The sequence below is a fragment of the Pseudomonas sp. AC070 genome, assembly GCF_979258635.1.
The window spans coordinates 3,120,659-3,137,866 of sequence record NZ_OZ409871.1; the positions used below are offsets into that span (position 1 = coordinate 3,120,659).

At 61.0% G+C, this 17,208-nt stretch carries 19 protein-coding genes; 10 read left to right on the forward strand and 9 right to left on the reverse strand.

The annotated features are described in order from the left end of the window. Nucleotides 1-124 precede the first annotated feature (124 nt). Both ACZZ0Q_RS14005 and ACZZ0Q_RS14010 read right to left on the reverse strand, forming a co-directional pair. Nucleotides 125-1,153, reverse strand: a complete 1,029-nt coding sequence (locus tag ACZZ0Q_RS14005) for a quinone-dependent dihydroorotate dehydrogenase (RefSeq protein WP_463541880.1) — start codon at nucleotides 1,151-1,153, stop codon at nucleotides 125-127. A 66-nt stretch (nucleotides 1,154-1,219) separates the two neighbouring features. Beyond that, nucleotides 1,220-1,450: a DUF2835 domain-containing protein gene (locus tag ACZZ0Q_RS14010; RefSeq protein ID WP_463541879.1), complete on the reverse strand. Its 231-nt coding sequence runs from the start codon at nucleotides 1,448-1,450 to the stop codon at nucleotides 1,220-1,222. Nucleotides 1,451-1,633: 183 nt separating this feature from the next. Here ACZZ0Q_RS14010 and ACZZ0Q_RS14015 point away from each other — a divergent pair, with 183 nt between their 5' ends. After that, a complete protein-coding gene (locus ACZZ0Q_RS14015) occupies nucleotides 1,634-2,527 on the forward strand; it encodes a DUF6685 family protein (RefSeq protein ID WP_463541878.1) in 894 nt (297 codons plus the stop codon). Here the strand turns inward: ACZZ0Q_RS14015 and ACZZ0Q_RS14020 are convergent. After that, nucleotides 2,518-2,991 (reverse strand): helix-turn-helix domain-containing protein, encoded by a 474-nt coding sequence (locus tag ACZZ0Q_RS14020; RefSeq protein WP_463541877.1) that lies wholly within the window; start codon nucleotides 2,989-2,991, stop codon nucleotides 2,518-2,520. The two genes, ACZZ0Q_RS14015 and ACZZ0Q_RS14020, sit on opposite strands and share 10 nt — an antisense overlap. Before the next feature lie 158 nt (nucleotides 2,992-3,149). Between ACZZ0Q_RS14020 and ACZZ0Q_RS14025 the strand changes: the two genes are divergently transcribed. Beyond that, a complete protein-coding gene (locus tag ACZZ0Q_RS14025; protein WP_463541876.1) occupies nucleotides 3,150-3,404 on the forward strand; it encodes a hypothetical protein in 255 nt (84 codons plus the stop codon). 156 nt (nucleotides 3,405-3,560) lie between these two features. Further along, on the forward strand, nucleotides 3,561-4,463 hold the full coding sequence (locus ACZZ0Q_RS14030) for a DMT family transporter (protein ID WP_463541875.1): 903 nt from the start codon (nucleotides 3,561-3,563) through the stop codon (nucleotides 4,461-4,463). A 9-nt stretch (nucleotides 4,464-4,472) separates the two neighbouring features. On the opposite strand, the gene ACZZ0Q_RS14035 is transcribed toward ACZZ0Q_RS14030, so the two are convergent. Continuing rightward, entirely contained in the window at nucleotides 4,473-6,140 is a 1,668-nt protein-coding gene (locus ACZZ0Q_RS14035) for an MFS transporter (protein ID WP_463560681.1), read from the reverse strand. Nucleotides 6,141-6,209: 69 nt separating this feature from the next. Continuing rightward, nucleotides 6,210-7,184 (reverse strand): cysteine synthase A, encoded by a 975-nt coding sequence (gene cysK / locus ACZZ0Q_RS14040; RefSeq protein ID WP_463541874.1) that lies wholly within the window; start codon nucleotides 7,182-7,184, stop codon nucleotides 6,210-6,212. Between the two features lie 156 nt (nucleotides 7,185-7,340). On the opposite strand from cysK, the gene ACZZ0Q_RS14045 reads away from it, so the two are divergent. The 3 genes from ACZZ0Q_RS14045 to ACZZ0Q_RS14055 all read left to right on the forward strand — a co-directional run bounded on the left by ACZZ0Q_RS14045 (nucleotide 7,341) and on the right by ACZZ0Q_RS14055 (nucleotide 10,819). Continuing rightward, nucleotides 7,341-8,450, forward strand: coding sequence for a DUF748 domain-containing protein (locus tag ACZZ0Q_RS14045; protein WP_463541873.1), 1,110 nt, complete (start codon nucleotides 7,341-7,343; stop codon nucleotides 8,448-8,450). A gap of 179 nt (nucleotides 8,451-8,629) precedes the next feature. After that, on the forward strand, nucleotides 8,630-9,475 hold the full coding sequence (locus ACZZ0Q_RS14050; protein WP_122453320.1) for an AAA family ATPase: 846 nt from the start codon (nucleotides 8,630-8,632) through the stop codon (nucleotides 9,473-9,475). Nucleotides 9,476-9,640: 165 nt separating this feature from the next. After that, nucleotides 9,641-10,819, forward strand: a complete 1,179-nt coding sequence (locus tag ACZZ0Q_RS14055) for a vWA domain-containing protein (protein WP_122453321.1) — start codon at nucleotides 9,641-9,643, stop codon at nucleotides 10,817-10,819. Nucleotides 10,820-10,956: 137 nt separating this feature from the next. On the opposite strand, the gene ACZZ0Q_RS14060 is transcribed toward ACZZ0Q_RS14055, so the two are convergent. Genes ACZZ0Q_RS14060 through ACZZ0Q_RS14070 form a run of 3 tightly spaced genes read right to left on the reverse strand, consistent with a single transcriptional unit; the run spans nucleotide 10,957 to nucleotide 12,853 of the window. Further along, entirely contained in the window at nucleotides 10,957-11,490 is a 534-nt protein-coding gene (locus ACZZ0Q_RS14060; protein WP_463541872.1) for a DUF2937 family protein, read from the reverse strand. A 39-nt stretch (nucleotides 11,491-11,529) separates the two neighbouring features. Next, complete coding sequence (locus ACZZ0Q_RS14065) at nucleotides 11,530-12,303, reverse strand: class II glutamine amidotransferase (protein ID WP_463541871.1); 774 nt, start codon at nucleotides 12,301-12,303, stop codon at nucleotides 11,530-11,532. A gap of 37 nt (nucleotides 12,304-12,340) precedes the next feature. Next, nucleotides 12,341-12,853: an MFS transporter gene (locus ACZZ0Q_RS14070; RefSeq protein WP_463541870.1), complete on the reverse strand. Its 513-nt coding sequence runs from the start codon at nucleotides 12,851-12,853 to the stop codon at nucleotides 12,341-12,343. A 98-nt stretch (nucleotides 12,854-12,951) separates the two neighbouring features. Between ACZZ0Q_RS14070 and ACZZ0Q_RS14075 the strand changes: the two genes are divergently transcribed. Next, complete coding sequence (locus ACZZ0Q_RS14075; protein ID WP_463560683.1) at nucleotides 12,952-15,003, forward strand: S9 family peptidase; 2,052 nt, start codon at nucleotides 12,952-12,954, stop codon at nucleotides 15,001-15,003. Nucleotides 15,004-15,117: 114 nt separating this feature from the next. Here the strand turns inward: ACZZ0Q_RS14075 and ACZZ0Q_RS14080 are convergent, their stop codons facing one another. Continuing rightward, nucleotides 15,118-15,420 (reverse strand): hypothetical protein, encoded by a 303-nt coding sequence (locus tag ACZZ0Q_RS14080; RefSeq protein WP_463541869.1) that lies wholly within the window; start codon nucleotides 15,418-15,420, stop codon nucleotides 15,118-15,120. A 64-nt stretch (nucleotides 15,421-15,484) separates the two neighbouring features. Between ACZZ0Q_RS14080 and ACZZ0Q_RS14085 the strand changes: the two genes are divergently transcribed. From ACZZ0Q_RS14085 to ACZZ0Q_RS14095, 3 genes are all read left to right on the forward strand, one after another. Next, the gene (locus ACZZ0Q_RS14085) at nucleotides 15,485-16,165 is read left to right on the forward strand and encodes a spermidine synthase (RefSeq protein ID WP_463541868.1); all 681 of its coding nucleotides are present in this window, start codon (nucleotides 15,485-15,487) and stop codon (nucleotides 16,163-16,165) included. A gap of 71 nt (nucleotides 16,166-16,236) precedes the next feature. Beyond that, complete coding sequence (locus ACZZ0Q_RS14090; RefSeq protein WP_108099891.1) at nucleotides 16,237-16,608, forward strand: YajD family HNH nuclease; 372 nt, start codon at nucleotides 16,237-16,239, stop codon at nucleotides 16,606-16,608. Between the two features lie 11 nt (nucleotides 16,609-16,619). After that, nucleotides 16,620-17,093: an RNA methyltransferase gene (locus ACZZ0Q_RS14095; protein WP_463541867.1), complete on the forward strand. Its 474-nt coding sequence runs from the start codon at nucleotides 16,620-16,622 to the stop codon at nucleotides 17,091-17,093. Nucleotides 17,094-17,208: the final 115 nt, after the last annotated feature.

The following is a 17,208-nucleotide window of genomic DNA, read 5'->3' on the forward strand; positions in this document are numbered from 1 at the left end:
AGGGAAACTCCGACTACTTATCTACTCTCCGCTTAACCATGCACGTCCCATCCGGACGGCGGGCGAGAGCCCAGGGCCTCCTTTAAGGAGGCCTTTTTATTGGCTGCGTTTTTTCGCCTTTGGGTTATTTGGCCTTGGGCATCGCCCCGATGGCGTCCACCGCTTCGCGGATCAACGCGGGGCCCTTATAGATGAAGCCCGAATAGATTTGCACCAAGCTCGCTCCGGCCGCGATTTTCTCGGCAGCGTGCTTGCCCTCGGTAATGCCGCCCGCAGCGATGATCGGCAAACGCCCGCCCAACTCGGCGGCCAATGCTCGCACGGTGGAGGTGCTCTTCTCGCGCACCGGCGCGCCGGACAACCCGCCCGCCTCGTCACCGTGCTCCAGGCCTTGCACGCCGTCGCGGCTCAAGGTGGTGTTGGTGGCGATGACGGCATCCATTCCGGCCTGCACCAAGGCGTTGGCCACTTCGACGATTTCTTCATCGCTCATGTCCGGAGCAATCTTGATCGCCAGCGGCACACGCTTGCCGTGCACCTGGGCCAAGTCTTCCTGGCGCTGGCGCAGCGCTTCGAGCAGTTGTTTGAGCGAGTCGCCGAATTGCAGGCTGCGCAGGCCCGGGGTGTTGGGCGAGCTGACGTTGACGGTCACGTAGCTGGCGTGGGCGTACACCTTGTTCAGGCACAGCAAGTAATCATCGACGGCGCGCTCGACCGGCGTGTCGAAGTTCTTGCCAATGTTGATGCCCAGCACGCCTTTGAATTTCGCCGCCTGAACCCGCGCCAGCAAGTGGTCGACACCGTGGTTGTTGAAGCCCATGCGGTTGATGATGGCCTCGGCTTGCGGCAGGCGGAACAGGCGCGGCTTTGGGTTACCCGGCTGCGGGCGCGGCGTCACGGTGCCGACTTCTACGAAACCAAACCCCAACTGAGCGAAGCCATCGATGGCGTCGCCATTTTTGTCCAGGCCGGCGGCCAGACCGACGGGGTTGGGAAAGTCCAGGCCCATAACCCGCACCGGCACGCGCGCCGGCTGTTTGCAGAACACGCCATTCAAGCCCAGGCGGCCGCCGGCGCCGATCATGTCGATCGACAACTCGTGAGAAGTTTCTGCGGAGAGTTTGAAAAGCAGGTCGCGGGCCAGGGTATACATGGGCGGGCTTCGCTCGAGAAAAAAGGTCGGCGATTATAGCCCTGCCCGGCGCTGCTCGGCGAGGCGCTAGCGCGTTGCTGTAAGACGCCGCAGGGCGACAAGCTCGCCGGCGCTGTTAAACTCCAGCTCGAATGAACCGTAGACGCCGTCGTGGGTCAGAAATGGCCGCAAGTGGTGCGCCGGCAGGCTGACACGCCGACCATCGCGGCTACGTAACAGGATTCGGTTGGCCTGCCCTTGATAGACCGCGCGCAAACGTTCGGCAGATAGGGCAATATCCAACTCCAGGCTTGGCATGGAGGCTACCTCGCAAATGATTCCCGCAATACTGCCACAGACCACTACTGGGTCGCAGGCACATGGCCGCTGGCTGGGCTTGCCCGGCTGCACGACCGTTATGCAGGGTTGGACAATTGCTCCGGCACATTTGCACATCGTCTGCCACACTGGCTTGCATGACCTAGGAACTAGCATTTGGCCATGAGTCCCAGCGAGCATCCCGCCTCCCTTACCGAACGCATTTCAGCCTTGGCGCAGCGCCTGGGTTTGAGTGGCCGTGGGCCGCGGCACATCTTGCAGCGTGCCGGCGAACTGCGTTTGCCCTTTCAGGTATTGCCTCAGCCCAGCGAGCAAATCTGGTGGCAAAACGGCGCGCCGCTTCAGCGTCTGGTCGACCTGCCGCGCAATGCGCTGTCCGGCCCGGTGCAGGAAGACAAAGCCGAGGCCCATGCCATGCTGATCAAAGTAGTCGAGCACGACACCCAACAGCTCAACGCCTTTGACCTGCGCTTAATCGACGGCCTGTGCGGCAGCGACCTCAGCGCCCCTCCCTTCGCCAGCTTCGAGCAATACGCCGGCAGCGAGGCGTGCCGAGGCATTCGCATCATCAGCTACAAAGATTTCGTCAGAGTTATCAGCACTGCCCTTCCGCGTTTTCTGGCCGGCGAGCGCATCGTGTTGCGCCAGGCCGACTGGGTAGGCAACCGGGTGTATTGGGCCGGCGAGCATCACCATGAGGCTTTCGCCAGCGCCATCGCCTATGCCCGTTTGCGGGGATTGGACGTGACCTTGCCCGCCGAGCTGACCCGCTACCGCATCCATGAAGCCGGCCTGCAAGCCCTGCAGGCCGGCTATCACATGCTGGCCATGCCCGTGCAGGCCTGGAGCGATCCGCAATTCATGGGGTTGCTGCTGGACAAGGGCGTGCCCTATGCGCGGCTGGCCATGCTGCGTACACCCGGCGCGCCCGAGTTCTTGTTGTTACCCAAGCATTCAGCCGAGGCCACCGCCTTAGGCGAAGGCTTGCGCCTGGCTGGTGCGCCGGATGTGGTGGCCTATTTGAGTCAATTGGCGGCGACGATCGCTCAGCGCTGAGCGTCGTCTTGATCAATCACCACACCTGTTTCTTCAGGGTTGTCGCCCTGCTCCGCTTCAAGCGCCGACTGGCGCTCTTGCAGCGCCTCACTCTCACTGATCAATTGCAGCTGCGGCTGGTGGCGATGGGTCCAGTCTTCTAGCGTCAGCCCTAGATTTTCCAGTAGCGCCGGGTTGCGCTGCACCAGATACACCGCGTTCAGTTGCCCGGAATCCGCTACCTTCAACTCCACCTCCCCATCCACCGGACCGCCGTAAGTGATCCAGCGCGAGAATTCGGGGTAGAGGCTGCAGACCTTTTCGAAATCGATGTCGTGCATGCGTTGCTGACCGCTTTCGATATTTTCCAGGCGCTTCCTGTCGATACCCGTCAATTTCTCAAACGCTGGACGGCTCAAGCCCATCAACTCGCGCAAGCCGCGCAGTCGTTGGCCAGCGGTGAAGAGAAAACGTTGATTGTTCATCTGTACTTCCTGTCGAGATACCGTATTTCCGATTTTTACTACCAGTTAGGTACAACTCGCGTTAACTGCCTAACCTTTAGTAATAGAATGCGGAGCAGAGAGTGAGGAAACCAAACCTGTCAGTGCGATGACAGGTCGGCGATGGTGCAGGAAGCCCTATGAAAGAAATACAGCTTACCCAGGCATGGTTTCGCGAGTGCCCCCGTTATTTGAGCGTTCAGCGGTTTTGCGAAGCCGCCGGTTTAACCAGGCGCCAAAGCCATATCGAGCGCCTTGTAGATCAAGGCGTGCTGCCCACCCGGCGCATCGGTCGCTACTTGATGGTAGACATGCATGAACTGATGGTCATGCTGCCTTCCCACATGGACGAGGTAGCAGTCCCTGACGATGACGAGCCCGACCCTACACCCTGAGGCAATCGTTCCGATTGGGCGACGGCGCCAATTCCTGTGTAGGAAGTGTGCATGTCTTACTTACCTCCGTAGGCATATTCAAGCGCAACAATCGGATTGCCATTCGCCGAACCAGCGGCAACACTCTCGCCTCTTTGTACGAGGCTGGAGAGTGTTGTGAGACTTGCCGATTACGTTCGCCTGCTGAGTCTGGCTGCCATTTGGGGCGCCAGCTTTCTGTTTATGCGCGTGATCGTGCCAGTGCTCGGACCATTGCCCAGCGCGTTCTTTCGCGTCGCGCTCGCAGCGGTCGGTTTGATCGTGATTCTCTGGGTGATGCGGGTGCAGTGGAATTTCCACGGCAAAATGCGCCACTTGCTGGTGTTGGGCGTGATCAACTCTGGCCTGCCCGCGACCATGTATTGCCTGGCCGCCATGGTGTTGCCCGCTGGCTATTCCTCTATTTTCAACGCCACCACACCGCTCATGGGTGTACTCATCGGCATGCTGTTTTTCGCCGAGCCGCCAACGCCGACCAAGTCGCTGGGCGTGGTGCTGGGATTGCTTGGCGTCGGTTTGCTCACGCGCACTGGCCCGGTGGCTTTCGATGCGCAATTGTTGTGGGGCGCCCTCGCCTGCCTGGTGGCGACTACCTGCTACGGCTTCGCCGGCTTTCTCACGCGTAAATGGTTGGGCGGCGTGCCGCTGGACAACCGCGTGACCGCATGCGGCAGCATGTTTGGCGCCACGCTGTTTCTGTTGCCGCTGTTCGGCTATGCCGTGGTTGAACAACCGCCAGCCAGCTGGGGCGGCGCCACCGTGTGGCTGTCCCTCGCCGGCCTGGGGCTGGTGTGCACGGCGTTTGCCTATGTCCTGTATTTCCGCCTAATCACCGACATCGGCCCGATCAAAGCCTCTACCGTCACCTTCGCCGTGCCGCCTTTCGGCGTGTTGTGGGGCGTGCTGCTGCTCGGCGAGCCGCTGTCGTGGGCCTATTTATATGGCGGCGTGCTGATCGGCCTGGCGCTGTGGCTGGTGGTCAAACCGACATCGCCGGCCAAAGCCGCCGAGGCCTCCTGAGCGCACGACTCACGGCACGCTGTCGTAATTACCCGACTCGTAACTCACGCCGTGACGCACGCGTGGCGGCTCTTCGCCGCTGTGCAGCAGCACCACGTTGTCGATCAGGGTTTTATCGAACAGCGTCAGGCGGTCGAGCATGCGCAGGTGCTGCAGCCAGTTGTCGACCACCAGCACTTCTTGCCATACCTCCTGATCGCTGACGTCGCGGTACATCGCCCAACGCTCGGCGCCGTTGCGCAAGCGCAGGCTGCGCAAGCCCTGCACGGCCTTCACAAACTCACGCGTACGCTCTGTGGGAATGCGGTATTCGATGCTCACCAGCACCGAGCCGCGCTCCGGGTTGAACACAAACGTCGGCTGGCCGGGCAAGGTGGCCGGCGCATGGGCGATGTTGGTGGCGTCCAACTCGGGTAAGCGCGACTGGTACAACAGCAACGCCGAGGCCAGCATCAAGCAGCCGGCCGCCAGCAATGCGCCCTGCACGCCCATGGTCTGCGCCAGGTGCCCCCACAAAAAAAAGCCCAGCGCCAGGCCGCCATACAGCGCGGTCTGGTACAGCGCTAAAGCGCGGGCCTTGACCCAGTCGGGCACCAGAATCTGCACCGCCGAGTTGTACGTGGCCACCGCCGCAATCCAGCAGGCGCCGCCGACCAACAGCGCTGGATACAGCACCCACAAGGTATCGACGCTGCCCAGCAGCAACACGATGACCGCCAGCAACAAGCCGGCAAAACTGATCAGCCGGCTACTGCCCACCCACTGACGGGCGCGGTTGACCAACGTACTGCCGACAATCGCACCAATGCCCAATGCCCCGAGCATGTAGCCGTACACCGACGCGTCACCCTCGGGGTTGCGGTGCGCCAGAATCGGCAACAGCGCCCAGATCGAGCTGGCCGACAAACCAAAGCTGAATGAGCGCAGCATCACCAAGCGGGTCACGCTGGAATGCTGGGTGAAGCGCAGCGCCGCGATCACGCCCTCGCCAATGTGCTCCGGCGGAAACTGCCGAGCCGGTACATGACGCCGCCATTGCCAAATGGCCGCGATCAAGCCGAGGTAGCACAAGCAGTTAAAGAGAAACACCCACGCCGAGCCGGTGACGCTCAGCAGCAAGCCACCGAGCGCCGGGCCCACGGCGCGGGCGACGTTGTAGTTCACGCTGTTGAGCAGCACCGCGTTGCCGACCATGCTCGGTGGCACCTGCTCATTCACGGCCGCTTGCCAGGCCGGAATGGTGATGGCCCCGCCGAGGCTGATCCACAGAATCGAGACGATCAACAACAGCGGATCGAGCAGCCCGGCGAAAGCGATGACGGTTAAAAACGTGGCGCCGCTCAGCTCGAAGGTCAGGCCGATGAGCATGATTTTGCGCCGGTCATGGTTGTCGGCCAGCACGCCGGACACAATCGACAGCACCACCAGCGGCAAGGCCGACGCCACCTGAATCATCGCCACCATCGGCGCGCTGGCATGGGCTTCGGTGACGACCCAGGCGGCGGCCACCGACTGCGCCCAGGTGCCGAGGTTGGCGAAAAGGTTAGCGATCCAGATGATGCGAAAAGCGCGCACCGCGAAAGGCGAGAAAATGCCCGCCGAGGTGGGCTTGGGTGGTTCCGGGGTGGCGCTGGTTTCTGGGGTGATGTCGTTTTTTGGGGAGACAGACTGCAACATGGGCAACACACCTTGTAAGCGGTGGGTTGGGTTGGGCCGAGCCTGGCGCTCAGCCCAACCAACGCCGGTTTATTGGACGAGTTCCTGCTCGTCGAACATGTCGCTGAACAACATGCTGGTGAGGTAACGCTCGCCGGAGTCCGGAAGAATCACGACGATGGTTTTGCTCTGCATTTCCGGGCGCTCAGCCAGGCGAACCGCTGCCGCCATGGCCGCCCCGCAGGAGATGCCGCACAAAATGCCCTCTTCGCGCATCAAGCGCAGGGCCATGGCTTTGGCTTCGTCATCGCCCACGGTTTCCACGCGATCGACGATGCTCAGGTCGAGGTTTTTCGGCACAAAGCCGGCGCCAATGCCCTGAATCTTGTGCGGCGCTGGACGCAGTTCGTGGCCACCGAGTTCCTGGGTAATCACCGGCGAGCTGCTGGGTTCCACCGCCACGGAGAGAATCGGTTTGCCGCAGGTGTTCTTGATATAGCGCGACACACCGGTAATGGTGCCGCCGGTGCCGACGCCCGACACCAGCACGTCGATGGCGCCTTCGGTGTCGTTCCAGATTTCCGGGCCGGTGGTTTTCTCGTGAATCGCCGGGTTGGCCGGGTTCTCGAACTGCTGCGGCATAAAGTATTTGCTGGTATCGGAGGCAGCGATTTCCGACGCTTTTTCAATCGCGCCTTTCATCCCTTTCGCCGCTTCTGTCAGCACCAGCTCAGCGCCGAGGGCCTTCAACACCTTGCGCCGTTCCAGGCTCATGGAGGCCGGCATCGTCAGCATCAGCTTGTAGCCACGTGACGCGGCGACGAACGCCAGGCCGATGCCGGTGTTGCCCGAGGTGGGTTCAACAATGGTCATGCCGGGCTTGAGTACACCGCGTTCTTCGGCGTCCCACACCATGTTGGCGCCGATGCGGCACTTCACCGAATACGCGGGATTGCGCCCCTCAATCTTGGCCAGAATGGTGACGCCCTTGGGGCCCAGGCGGTTGATGAATACCAGCGGCGTATTGCCGATGGACTGGGCGTTGTCTGCGTAGATGCGGCTCATATCCTCTAATCCTTGATTGATGCGAAAGAAAAACAGCCTATGCCCGCCAACGGGCGGGCGTCCAGCCGGAAAAAATCCGAACCCGAGCGGCCTGGGGACAGTCTAGCTAGTACTTCAAACGAGATTGCCGGGCGAGCCATGCACGCCGTTTGAGCGATGCCAAACCGCCAGCAAATCGGAGCCAACCCCATGAAAAGACGCTACAGCTGGCCACTCTGGACCCTGATTGGACTGATTGTCCTGGTGCTGGTTCTGCACTTCACTCTGCCCTACGTGGTGCGCGACTACCTCAACGGCAAGCTCGCCGACATGGGCGAATACCAGGGCCACATCACCGATGTAGACCTGGCGTGGTGGCGCGGCGCCTATCAAATCAATGGCCTGAACATTCATAAGGAAGACGGCAACGTGCCGGTTCCGCTGCTCGAAGCGCCGCAAATCGATATCGCGGTCAGTTGGCATTCGCTCTGGTATGACCACGCGGTGGTGGCTGAAGTCATGTTTATTGCGCCGACTTTGAATTTCGTCGATGGCGGCAAAAACGAAGACGCGACGCAGACCGGTAAAGGCGTGAACTGGCGCGAGCAGCTAGAGAAATTGCTGCCGATCACGCTTAACGAGGTTCGTGTAATAGACGGCAAGCTGGGTTTCCACAACTTCACCTCCACCCCGCCGGTAGATATGGAGGCTACCGAGGTCAACGCCAGCCTCTACAACCTCACCAACGTGGCTGACAAGAACGGCGAGCGGGTCGCGCATTTCGAAGGCAAGGCGCTGTTACTGGGCCATGCGCCGTTGGAATGCACCATCGTGTTCGACCCCTACGAAAACTTCGAAGACTTCCAATTCCGCCTCCGCGCCCGCGACATCGAACTGCGCAAACTCAACGATTTCTCCAGCGCTTACGCAAAATTCGACTTTAATGCCGGCCACGGCGACCTGGTAATCGAAGCCAACGCCAAGAAAGCCCAACTCAGCGGCTACATCAAACCACTGCTGCGAGACGTTGACGTGTTCAATTGGCAGCAAGACGTTGAGGAAAAGGACAAAGGCTTCTTCCGCTCCATTTGGGAAGCCTTGGTGGGCGGCAGCGAAACCGTGCTGAAAAACCAGCAGAAAGACCAATTCGCCACCCGCGTCGAACTCAGCGGCAACGTGCACCAGCAAGACGTCAGCGCCTTTCAGGCATTTCTGGCGATTCTGCGTAACGGCTTCGTACAGGCATTCAATGCCCGGTATGAGCGAGGCAAGCCCACAGAGGAATGAATCCGCCCCTAACCAATGGGCGATTACTGACACCTTCGTCGGGGTGACTGCCCATTCAGTGACTGAATAGTGCGTCCGCGTTCACAGCCGTGGGACGGCCGCGCTATAGTCGGCGTCTACATCTACTGAAACCGCCAGGTTCCATAGGAACTTGCTGCTATCCGTTTGAGGATTTTCCGATGAAGTTCGAAGGCACCCAGGCTTACGTCGCAACCGACGATCTTAAATTGGCAGTCAACGCTGCCATCACCCTGGAGCGCCCGCTGCTGGTCAAGGGTGAGCCGGGCACCGGTAAAACCATGCTGGCCGAGCAATTGGCCGCCTCGTTCGGCGCCAAGCTGATCACCTGGCACGTCAAGTCCACCACCAAGGCCCACCAGGGCCTGTACGAGTACGACGCGGTAAGCCGTCTGCGCGACTCGCAACTGGACAGCGACAAAGTTCACGACGTGCGCAACTACATCAAGAAGGGCAAGCTCTGGGAAGCGTTCGAGAGCGATGAGCGCGTGATTCTGCTGATCGACGAAATCGACAAAGCCGACATCGAATTCCCCAACGACTTGCTGCAAGAACTCGACAAGATGGAGTTCTACGTTTACGAGACCAACGAGACGATCAAGGCCAAGAAGCGCCCGATCATCATCATTACCTCGAACAACGAAAAAGAGCTGCCGGACGCCTTCCTGCGCCGCTGCTTCTTCCACTACATCGCCTTCCCCGATCGCGCCACGCTGCAGCAGATCGTTGATGTGCACTACCCCAACATCAAGAAAGACCTAGTGGCCGAAGCGTTGGACGTGTTCTTCGACGTGCGCAAAGTGCCGGGGCTTAAGAAGAAGCCTTCGACCTCTGAACTGGTCGACTGGCTGAAGCTGCTGATGGCCGACAATATTGGCGAAGCGGTATTGCGCGAACGCGATCCAACCAAGGCGATTCCGCCGTTGGCGGGGGCGTTGGTGAAAAATGAACAAGATGTGCAATTGCTGGAGCGCTTGGCGTTCATGAGCCGCCGGGCTGGCCGGTAACAAAGTCAATTGCTGTGCTCCCCTCTGCCCGCTTGCGGGAGAGGGGCTGGGGGAGAGGGTCTTAGCAGGTGACACCGTGTCGCCTGCCCCCCTCTCCCTAACCCTCTCCCCAAGGGGCGAGGGGACAGATTGGTGTAGGAACGCAACTCCAACGGAGACGCAGCCATGCTGCTCAACCTATTCAACGAAATGCGCGCCGCCAAGGTTCCGGTCTCGGTGCGTGAGCTGCTGGATCTGATCAATGCGTTGAAGCACAACGTGACGTTCGCTGACATGGACGAGTTCTATTTCCTGTCGCGCACGATTTTGGTCAAAGACGAGCGCCATTTCGACAAGTTCGACCGTGCCTTCGGCGCCTATTTCAAGGGCCTGGAAAACCTTAACCAGCATATCGAGGCGTTGATTCCTGATGAGTGGCTGCGCAAGGAATTCGAGCGCTCGCTAACGGATGAAGAGCGGGCCAAGATCGAGTCGCTCGGCGGCCTGGACAAGCTGATCGAGGAGTTCAAGAAGCGCCTCGAAGAGCAGAAAGAACGCCACGAAGGCGGTAATAAATGGATCGGCACGGGCGGCACCAGCCCGTTCGGTTCAGGTGGCTTCAACCCTGAGGGCATTCGCGTTGGCGATGCCGGCAAGCGTCAGGGTAAGGCAGTAAAGGTCTGGGACCAGCGCGAGTATAAAAACCTCGACGACCAGGTGGAGCTCGGCACCCGCAACATCAAAGTGGCCCTGCGTCGCCTGCGCAAATTTGCTCGCCAGGGCGCGCAGGATGAGCTGGATCTGGACGGCACCATCGACTTCACCGCCCGCGATGGCGGCTTGCTGAATATTCAGATGCGCCCGGAACGGCGCAACGCGGTGAAGCTGCTGATTCTGTTCGACATCGGCGGCTCGATGGATGCCCACGTGAAGGTCTGCGAAGAGTTGTTCTCGGCGTGCAAAACCGAGTTCAAGCATTTGGAGTATTTCTACTTTCATAACTTCGTGTACGAATCGGTGTGGAAGAACAACCTGCGCCGCACCTCGGAGCGTTTTTCCACACAAGACCTGCTGCACAAATACGGCGCCGATTACAAAGTGGTGTTCGTCGGCGACGCGGCCATGGCGCCCTATGAGATCACGCAGGCCGGCGGCAGCGTCGAGCACTGGAACGAAGAGCCGGGCTATGTGTGGATGCAGCGTTTCCGTGAGAAGTACAAGAAACTCATCTGGATCAACCCGTACCCGAAAGACACCTGGAACTACACGGCTTCCACCAACATCGTTCGCGAGTTGCTGGAAGACCACATGTATCCCTTGAGCCTTCGCGGGTTGGAAGACGGGATGAAGTTTCTGTCGAAATAAGCGGCGTTTCAGCCATAAAAAACGGGCCTCGAAAGGGCCCGTTTTTTTATTAGCTTAACGCCTAGCCTTCTGTGGGAGCGGCTTTAGCAGCGATGCTGTTGATCTTAAAAAGCATCGCGGCTAAAGCCGCTCCTACATCACCGCCAAGGCCGCTGCTCATGCTGGGTGACTTTATGGGTGCGGTTCACGCCCAACGTCCACCCTGCCCCGAGCACCAGCAGCTCGATCAAAAACGCCAACACGAACGCGCAGAAAATACCCCAGGCAATCGCTTCCGGCGCCAGCAGCACCTGATAGCGATAACCCTCGTAGGTTTCCTTAAACAATTCAGGGTTGGGATTGAACGCCACATGCCACACCCGCACGTACCACGGCCCGGTCATGGCTTGCCATTCGCGGTCCAGCAGGCGCGAGCGCACCAGCAGGTTGGTCAGGCTATTGGCGTCGCTGGCGAACACCGGGTCGCTGCTGGCGCGGTAGTGGGCGACCAGGGCGTCGAGGTCGCCGTTGAAGAATTGGTTGGCGGTCTGGCGGAAGCCGCTGAGGCTCTGCTCCGACTCTTTCCAATGCGCTTCGATGCGCTGGCTGTAATCGTTGATAAAGCCCGGAATCTGCACGCCAACCAGCAGCCCGACGGCAAACAACACCAAACGTAGATAACTTCTGAACATGCCTGCTCCTGTGCTCCTTGGATGGGTCCGTCGCCCGGCTTAGCTGCGGCCTTTGGCGATGCATTCGCCACGGCGCCACAGGCTCCATTCGCCGGGTTGGTACAAGGTCCAGCTTTCGTTTTCGGTGAGTGGCTCGGTGGCCAACACGGTGACGACGTCGTTCGGCGTGGTCTCGGCCTGGAAGTCGACGATCACATCCACATCCTTCAACCGGGCCGGGCCGAATGGCGAGCGGCGGGTGATTTGCGCCAGCTTGGTCGAGCAGTAGGCGAACAACCAGTCACCGTCGCTCAACAGACAATTGAACACGCCTTTTGTGCGGTACGCCGTGCAGGCGCGCACCAGGGTCGGCAACAGCATTTCCACGGATACCGGCTGCGGGAACGAGCTGCGAATCTGGTTGAGCAAGTCGCAAAAGGCGGCTTCGCTGTCGGTGTCGCCCACCGGCCAATAGAAGCTCGGCGCCGGGGCGAAGTCCGCCAGTTGGCCGTTGTGGGCGAAGCACCAGTTGCGGCCCCACAGCTCACGCACAAACGGGTGCGTATTGGCCAGGCAAACCCTGCCCACGTTGGCCTGGCGGATATGGCCAATCACGGTTTCGCTTTTGATCGGGTAGCGCTGCACCAGCTTGGCCACTTCCGAGTCGACGCTGGCTTGCGGGTCCTGGAACAGGCGCAGGCCGCGTCCTTCGTAAAAGGCGATGCCCCAGCCATCGCGGTGCGGGCCGGTGCCGCCGCCGCGCTGCATCAGGCCGGTAAAACTGAACACGATGTCGGTCGGTACGTTGGCACTCATGCCCAACAATTCACACATGGCTCAACTCTTCCAGACAACTGGCTTGGGCAGGGGCTTATAGACGCGGTTCGATGCGCTCACGACGACCGCCACTGCCACTGACGGGCTGAGTACGGCTCTCGGCGGCGGGCCGAATGTAGGGCTGGCCTTGCGGCTCGCGCTCCATCAATTCACGCAGGGTTGGTTCGTCTTCATCGACCGGAGCGGGCGCGGCCTTGGCGGCTTTGCGCTTGTTCCACGCGCGCTCGATGGGCCAGCGAATCAGCACGAACAGCACATAAATGACCACGGCGATCATGCCGTACATGGCCAGGTCGGAAACGGCGGTCCACATGTTGCTGCCGACTTTGAACAGCAAGTCGAGCGCGGTCACCGCTACAGCCGGGGCATACAGTTCTTTGCCGGGGTCGACGACGGTGGGCGTGAATAGCAGCACCGCGACCACCAACCGCAGCGGCTCGCGCAGGTAGCGCCACATCCAGCCGGTCATCAGGAAGCTCACCAGCAAGCAACCCAGGGCAGCGATGGCATACAGGCCCCAAGCGAGGACGTAATCGTGTTCGTTCATGCGGTTCGTGGCGATGCTGGCGAAGGGGCGCTTATGATAGCGGCTTTTCTCCTGCCCGGCGCGTCTGACGTCGGCCGCCTTTGCTCTGGAGTTTTGGTATGCCGCAAGCCCCTATCGCCCGCGTCGAAAACGGCAACGATCCGTACCACTGGCTGGAAAACCGCGACACTCCCGAGGTACTCGAATACCTCAACGCCGAGAACGCCTTCCTCGATGCCCAACTGGCCGAACAGGCCGAGCTGCGTGAGCAGTTGTTCGCCGAAATCAAAGGTCGTATCCGTGAGACCGACCTGTCCCTACCCTCGCCTTGGGGTCCACACCTCTATTACACCCGCACCACGGCCGGCGACGAATACCCGCGCCACTACCGCTGCGCCCGTCCGGCCGATGGCAGCAATACCGTTGACGACGCCAGCGAAGAGCTGCTGCTCGACCCGAACGAACTGGCCAACGGCGGCTTCCTATCGCTAGGCGCTTTTAGCGTCAGCCCCGACTACGCGCGCCTCGCCTACAGCCTGGACACCAGCGGTGACGAGATTTACCAACTGTTCGTAAAAGAACTGGCCAGCGGCGCCATCACTGCCCTGCCCTTCGACGACTGCGACGGCAGCATGACCTGGGCCAACGACAGCCAGACCCTGTTCTTCGGCGAACTGGACGACACCCACCGCCCTTATCGCCTGAACCGCTACACCTTGGGCACCGAACGCGCCGAGCGCGTATTCGAAGAGCTCGACGGGCGCTTCTTCGTCAATTGCTACCGCAGCAGCTCCGAACGCCAGTTGTTCGTGCTGCTCAATAGCAAAACCACCTGCGAAACCTGGACGCTGGACGCCGACACCCCGCACGGCACGTTTACCTGCCTGGCCCCGCGTGAAGAAGGCCACGAATACTTTGTCGACCATGGCCGTCTGGTGCACGGCGCCGACGCCGGCCAATGGGGCTGGGTCATTCGCAGCAACCAGACCGGCATCAACTTCGCCCTGTACCATGCCGCCACCGCTGGCGTGCCAGCGCGCGGTGACTGGCAAGAACTGATCGCCCACAACCCGGCCGTGATGCTCGAAGACATCACCCTTAACGCCGGCGCCCTGGTACTTAGCCTGCGCGAAGGTGGCCTGCCGATTCTGGAAGTGCACGGCCTGGGCCAAGCGCCCGCGCGCGTGCAACTGCCCGACGCGGCGTACAGCCTGCACGTGCAGGACAGCCTGGAATTCGAAAGCGAGGTGATTCGGCTGCGTTACGAAGCGCTGAACCGCCCGGCCCAGGTGCGCCAGCTGCATCTGGTCAATGGCGAGCAAATTGTTTTGAAAGAAACGCCGGTTGAAGGGGGGTTCGACGCCGATGCGTACGTCAGCCAGCGCCTGTGGGCGACCGCGAGTGACGGCACGCAAATCCCCATCAGCCTGGTGGCTCGGCGGGAAACATTGGGCAAACCGGCGCCGTTTTATCTGTATGGCTATGGCGCTTACGGCTCCAGCCTGGACCCGTGGTTTTCCCATGCCCGCTTGAGCTTGTTGGACCGTGGTTTTGTCTTCGCCATCGCCCACATTCGCGGCGGCGGCGAACTGGGCGAAGCGTGGTACCGCGCCGGCAAGCTTGAGCACAAGGCCAATACCTTCAGCGACTTCATTGCCTGCGCCGAGCATGTGCTCGCCGAGGGCTACACCACCCCCGGCCAACTGGCTATCAGCGGCGGCAGCGCCGGCGGTTTGCTGATTGGCGCAGTGCTCAACCAGCGCCCCGACCTGTTCGCCGCTGCCATCGCCGAAGTGCCGTTTGTGGATGTGCTCAACACCATGCAGAACCCCGACCTGCCGCTGACCGTGACCGAGTACGACGAATGGGGCGACCCGAACGACCCCGACGTGTTCGAGCGCATCAAGGGTTACGCGCCGTACGAAAACGTAAGCGCGCAAGCCTACCCGGCGCTTCTGGCCGTGGCCGGTTACAACGACAGTCGCGTGCAGTACTGGGAAGCGGCGAAATGGGTGGCCAAGCTGCGCGCGCACAAGACCGACGACAACCTGCTGCTCCTGAAAACCGACCTCGGCGCCGGCCACGGCGGCATGAGTGGGCGCTATCAAGGCATCAAGGATGCGGCGTTGGAATATGCGTTTCTGCTGAAGGTGTTGGGATTGGCGGGGTGACTCGCTCCTGAACGCACTCTGTAGGAGCGACCTTGGTCGCGAACCCTGCAACCCTCGACAACCGGCGTTTGCAGGGTTCGCTAGCAAGCTAGCTCCTACGGCGCCACCGAGCTGTTATTCCTCAACCCTTGGCTTCACCGGCTCGGCCGGCTTCACCTTTGGCGTACTCGGCGCCTGCTGCATTTGCGGCAGCCCGTTGTCGCGTGGGTTCACTGTGTTGGCAGGCGGCGGCACGCGAGGGTCATAGGCATCTGGCGTGTTTGGCCGGGCGGCGGGCGCCGGCATCGGCACGTTGCGCGGTTGAATCGTCTGATAAGGATTGGGCGTGGCCGTGCCAGGCGAACCCGGTGTGGCGGCCAGCGTTGCGGCGGCGGCCATAACGCCGGCCCCCAGCACCATCAATCTGAACAGTTGCATAACGCACCTCCGTAACCGTGACGTGAACGTTAGACTACGCGCCCCCGCATAAGGCTCACCCTCAATGAAACGCTTCGTTCTGCTCGACACCGCCCCCATTCCCGAAAACGGCGGCGCGCTGTGCCTGTTCGAGTACGGCGAAGATTTCGTGATCAAGATTCAGGGCGGCGACGGCGGCCAATTGATGAACACGCGCATGCACGGCTCCGAAGATGCACTGGCCGAAATACCGTGCAAGCAAGTCGCCCACCGCCCAAACCCGCGCGTGCTGATCGGCGGACTCGGCATGGGTTTCACCCTGGCCGCCGCGCTGAAAAACCTGGGCGCCACAGCGCAGGTAGTGGTGGCCGAACTGGTGCCCGGCGTGATCGAGTGGAACCGCGGCCCGCTCGGCTTGAAAGCCGGCATGCCGCTTGAGGACCCGCGCGCAGAAATCCGCTTGGCCGACGTCGCCCATGTGCTGCAAGGCGAACCGGCCGGCTTCGACGCCATCATGCTCGACGTCGACAACGGCCCCGAAGGCCTGACGCAAAAAGGCAACAGCTGGCTCTACTCCACCGCAGGCTTGGGCAGCTGCCACCGCGCGCTGCGGGCCAAAGGCATTCTGGCCGTGTGGTCGGCCAGCGCCGACCGCAAGTTTTCCGAGCGCGTGGCCAAGGCCGGTTTCACGGTGAAAGAAGTGCAGGTGTATGCCCACGGCAACAAAGGCACACGCCACACCATCTGGATCGCGGAAAAACGCTGAAGCCCTTGAGAAGCCCGCGCGCCGGGCTCACCATTACCGCACTCTCAACCCTGGACTGAACAGGACATCCCATGAGCACTGAAAAATCGGCGGCCACCCTTAAAACCGACCGGCTGATCGCCGAAGCCCAGCGCAGCCGTGAAGAAGGCTATCGGGCCAAAGCCCTGAAGATGTACCCGCACATTTGCGGGCGCTGCCAGCGCGAGTTCGAAGGCAAACGCCTGAGCGAACTGACCGTGCACCACCGCGACCACAACCACGACAACAACCCGCAAGACGGTTCCAACTGGGAGCTGCTCTGCCTGTTCTGTCACGACAACGAACATTCGCGCTACACCGATCAGCAGTACTTCAGCGAAGGCTCCACCGCCAGCCCGACCGGGCCGAAAGTCACCCACAAAGCCTTTGCCGACCTGGCTGCCCTGTTGAAGAGCAAAGAATAAGAGAGCGTTTTGTGGCTAATCGTCGCTACAGCTGTATCGGGTTATTCAACCCAAAATCCCCGGACAACGTCGGCGCCGTCATGCGCGCCGCTGGCTGCTATGGCGTGAATTCGGTGTTCTACACCGGCAAGCGCTACGCCCGGGCGCAGGAATTTGCCACCGACACCAAGATGGTCCACCAGGACATTCCCTTGATCGGCATCGAAGACCTGCAAAGCATCATTCCGCTGGGCTGCACCCCGGTGGCGGTGGAGTTGGTCGAAGGCGCAAAACCCTTGACCGAGTACACCCACCCCGACCGCGCCATTTACATCTTCGGCCCCGAAGATGGCTCGCTGAGCAAAGAGGTCTTGGCCTGGTGCGAAGAGGTGATTTACATCCCCACCAACGGCTGCATGAATTTGGCGGCGACGGTGAATGTGGTGCTGTATGACCGCATGGCGAAGGGGCTGAATACCAAGTCCGGTCCGCAGTTCGCGCGCTGACAGATTCAGCGGCTTCAAGCCGTTACGCGTTTAGAGATCAAGAGCATCGCGACTGAAGTCGCTCCTACAGGACGGTGCGCCTTTCGTGGGTGCGGCTTTAGCCGCGATGCTTTTA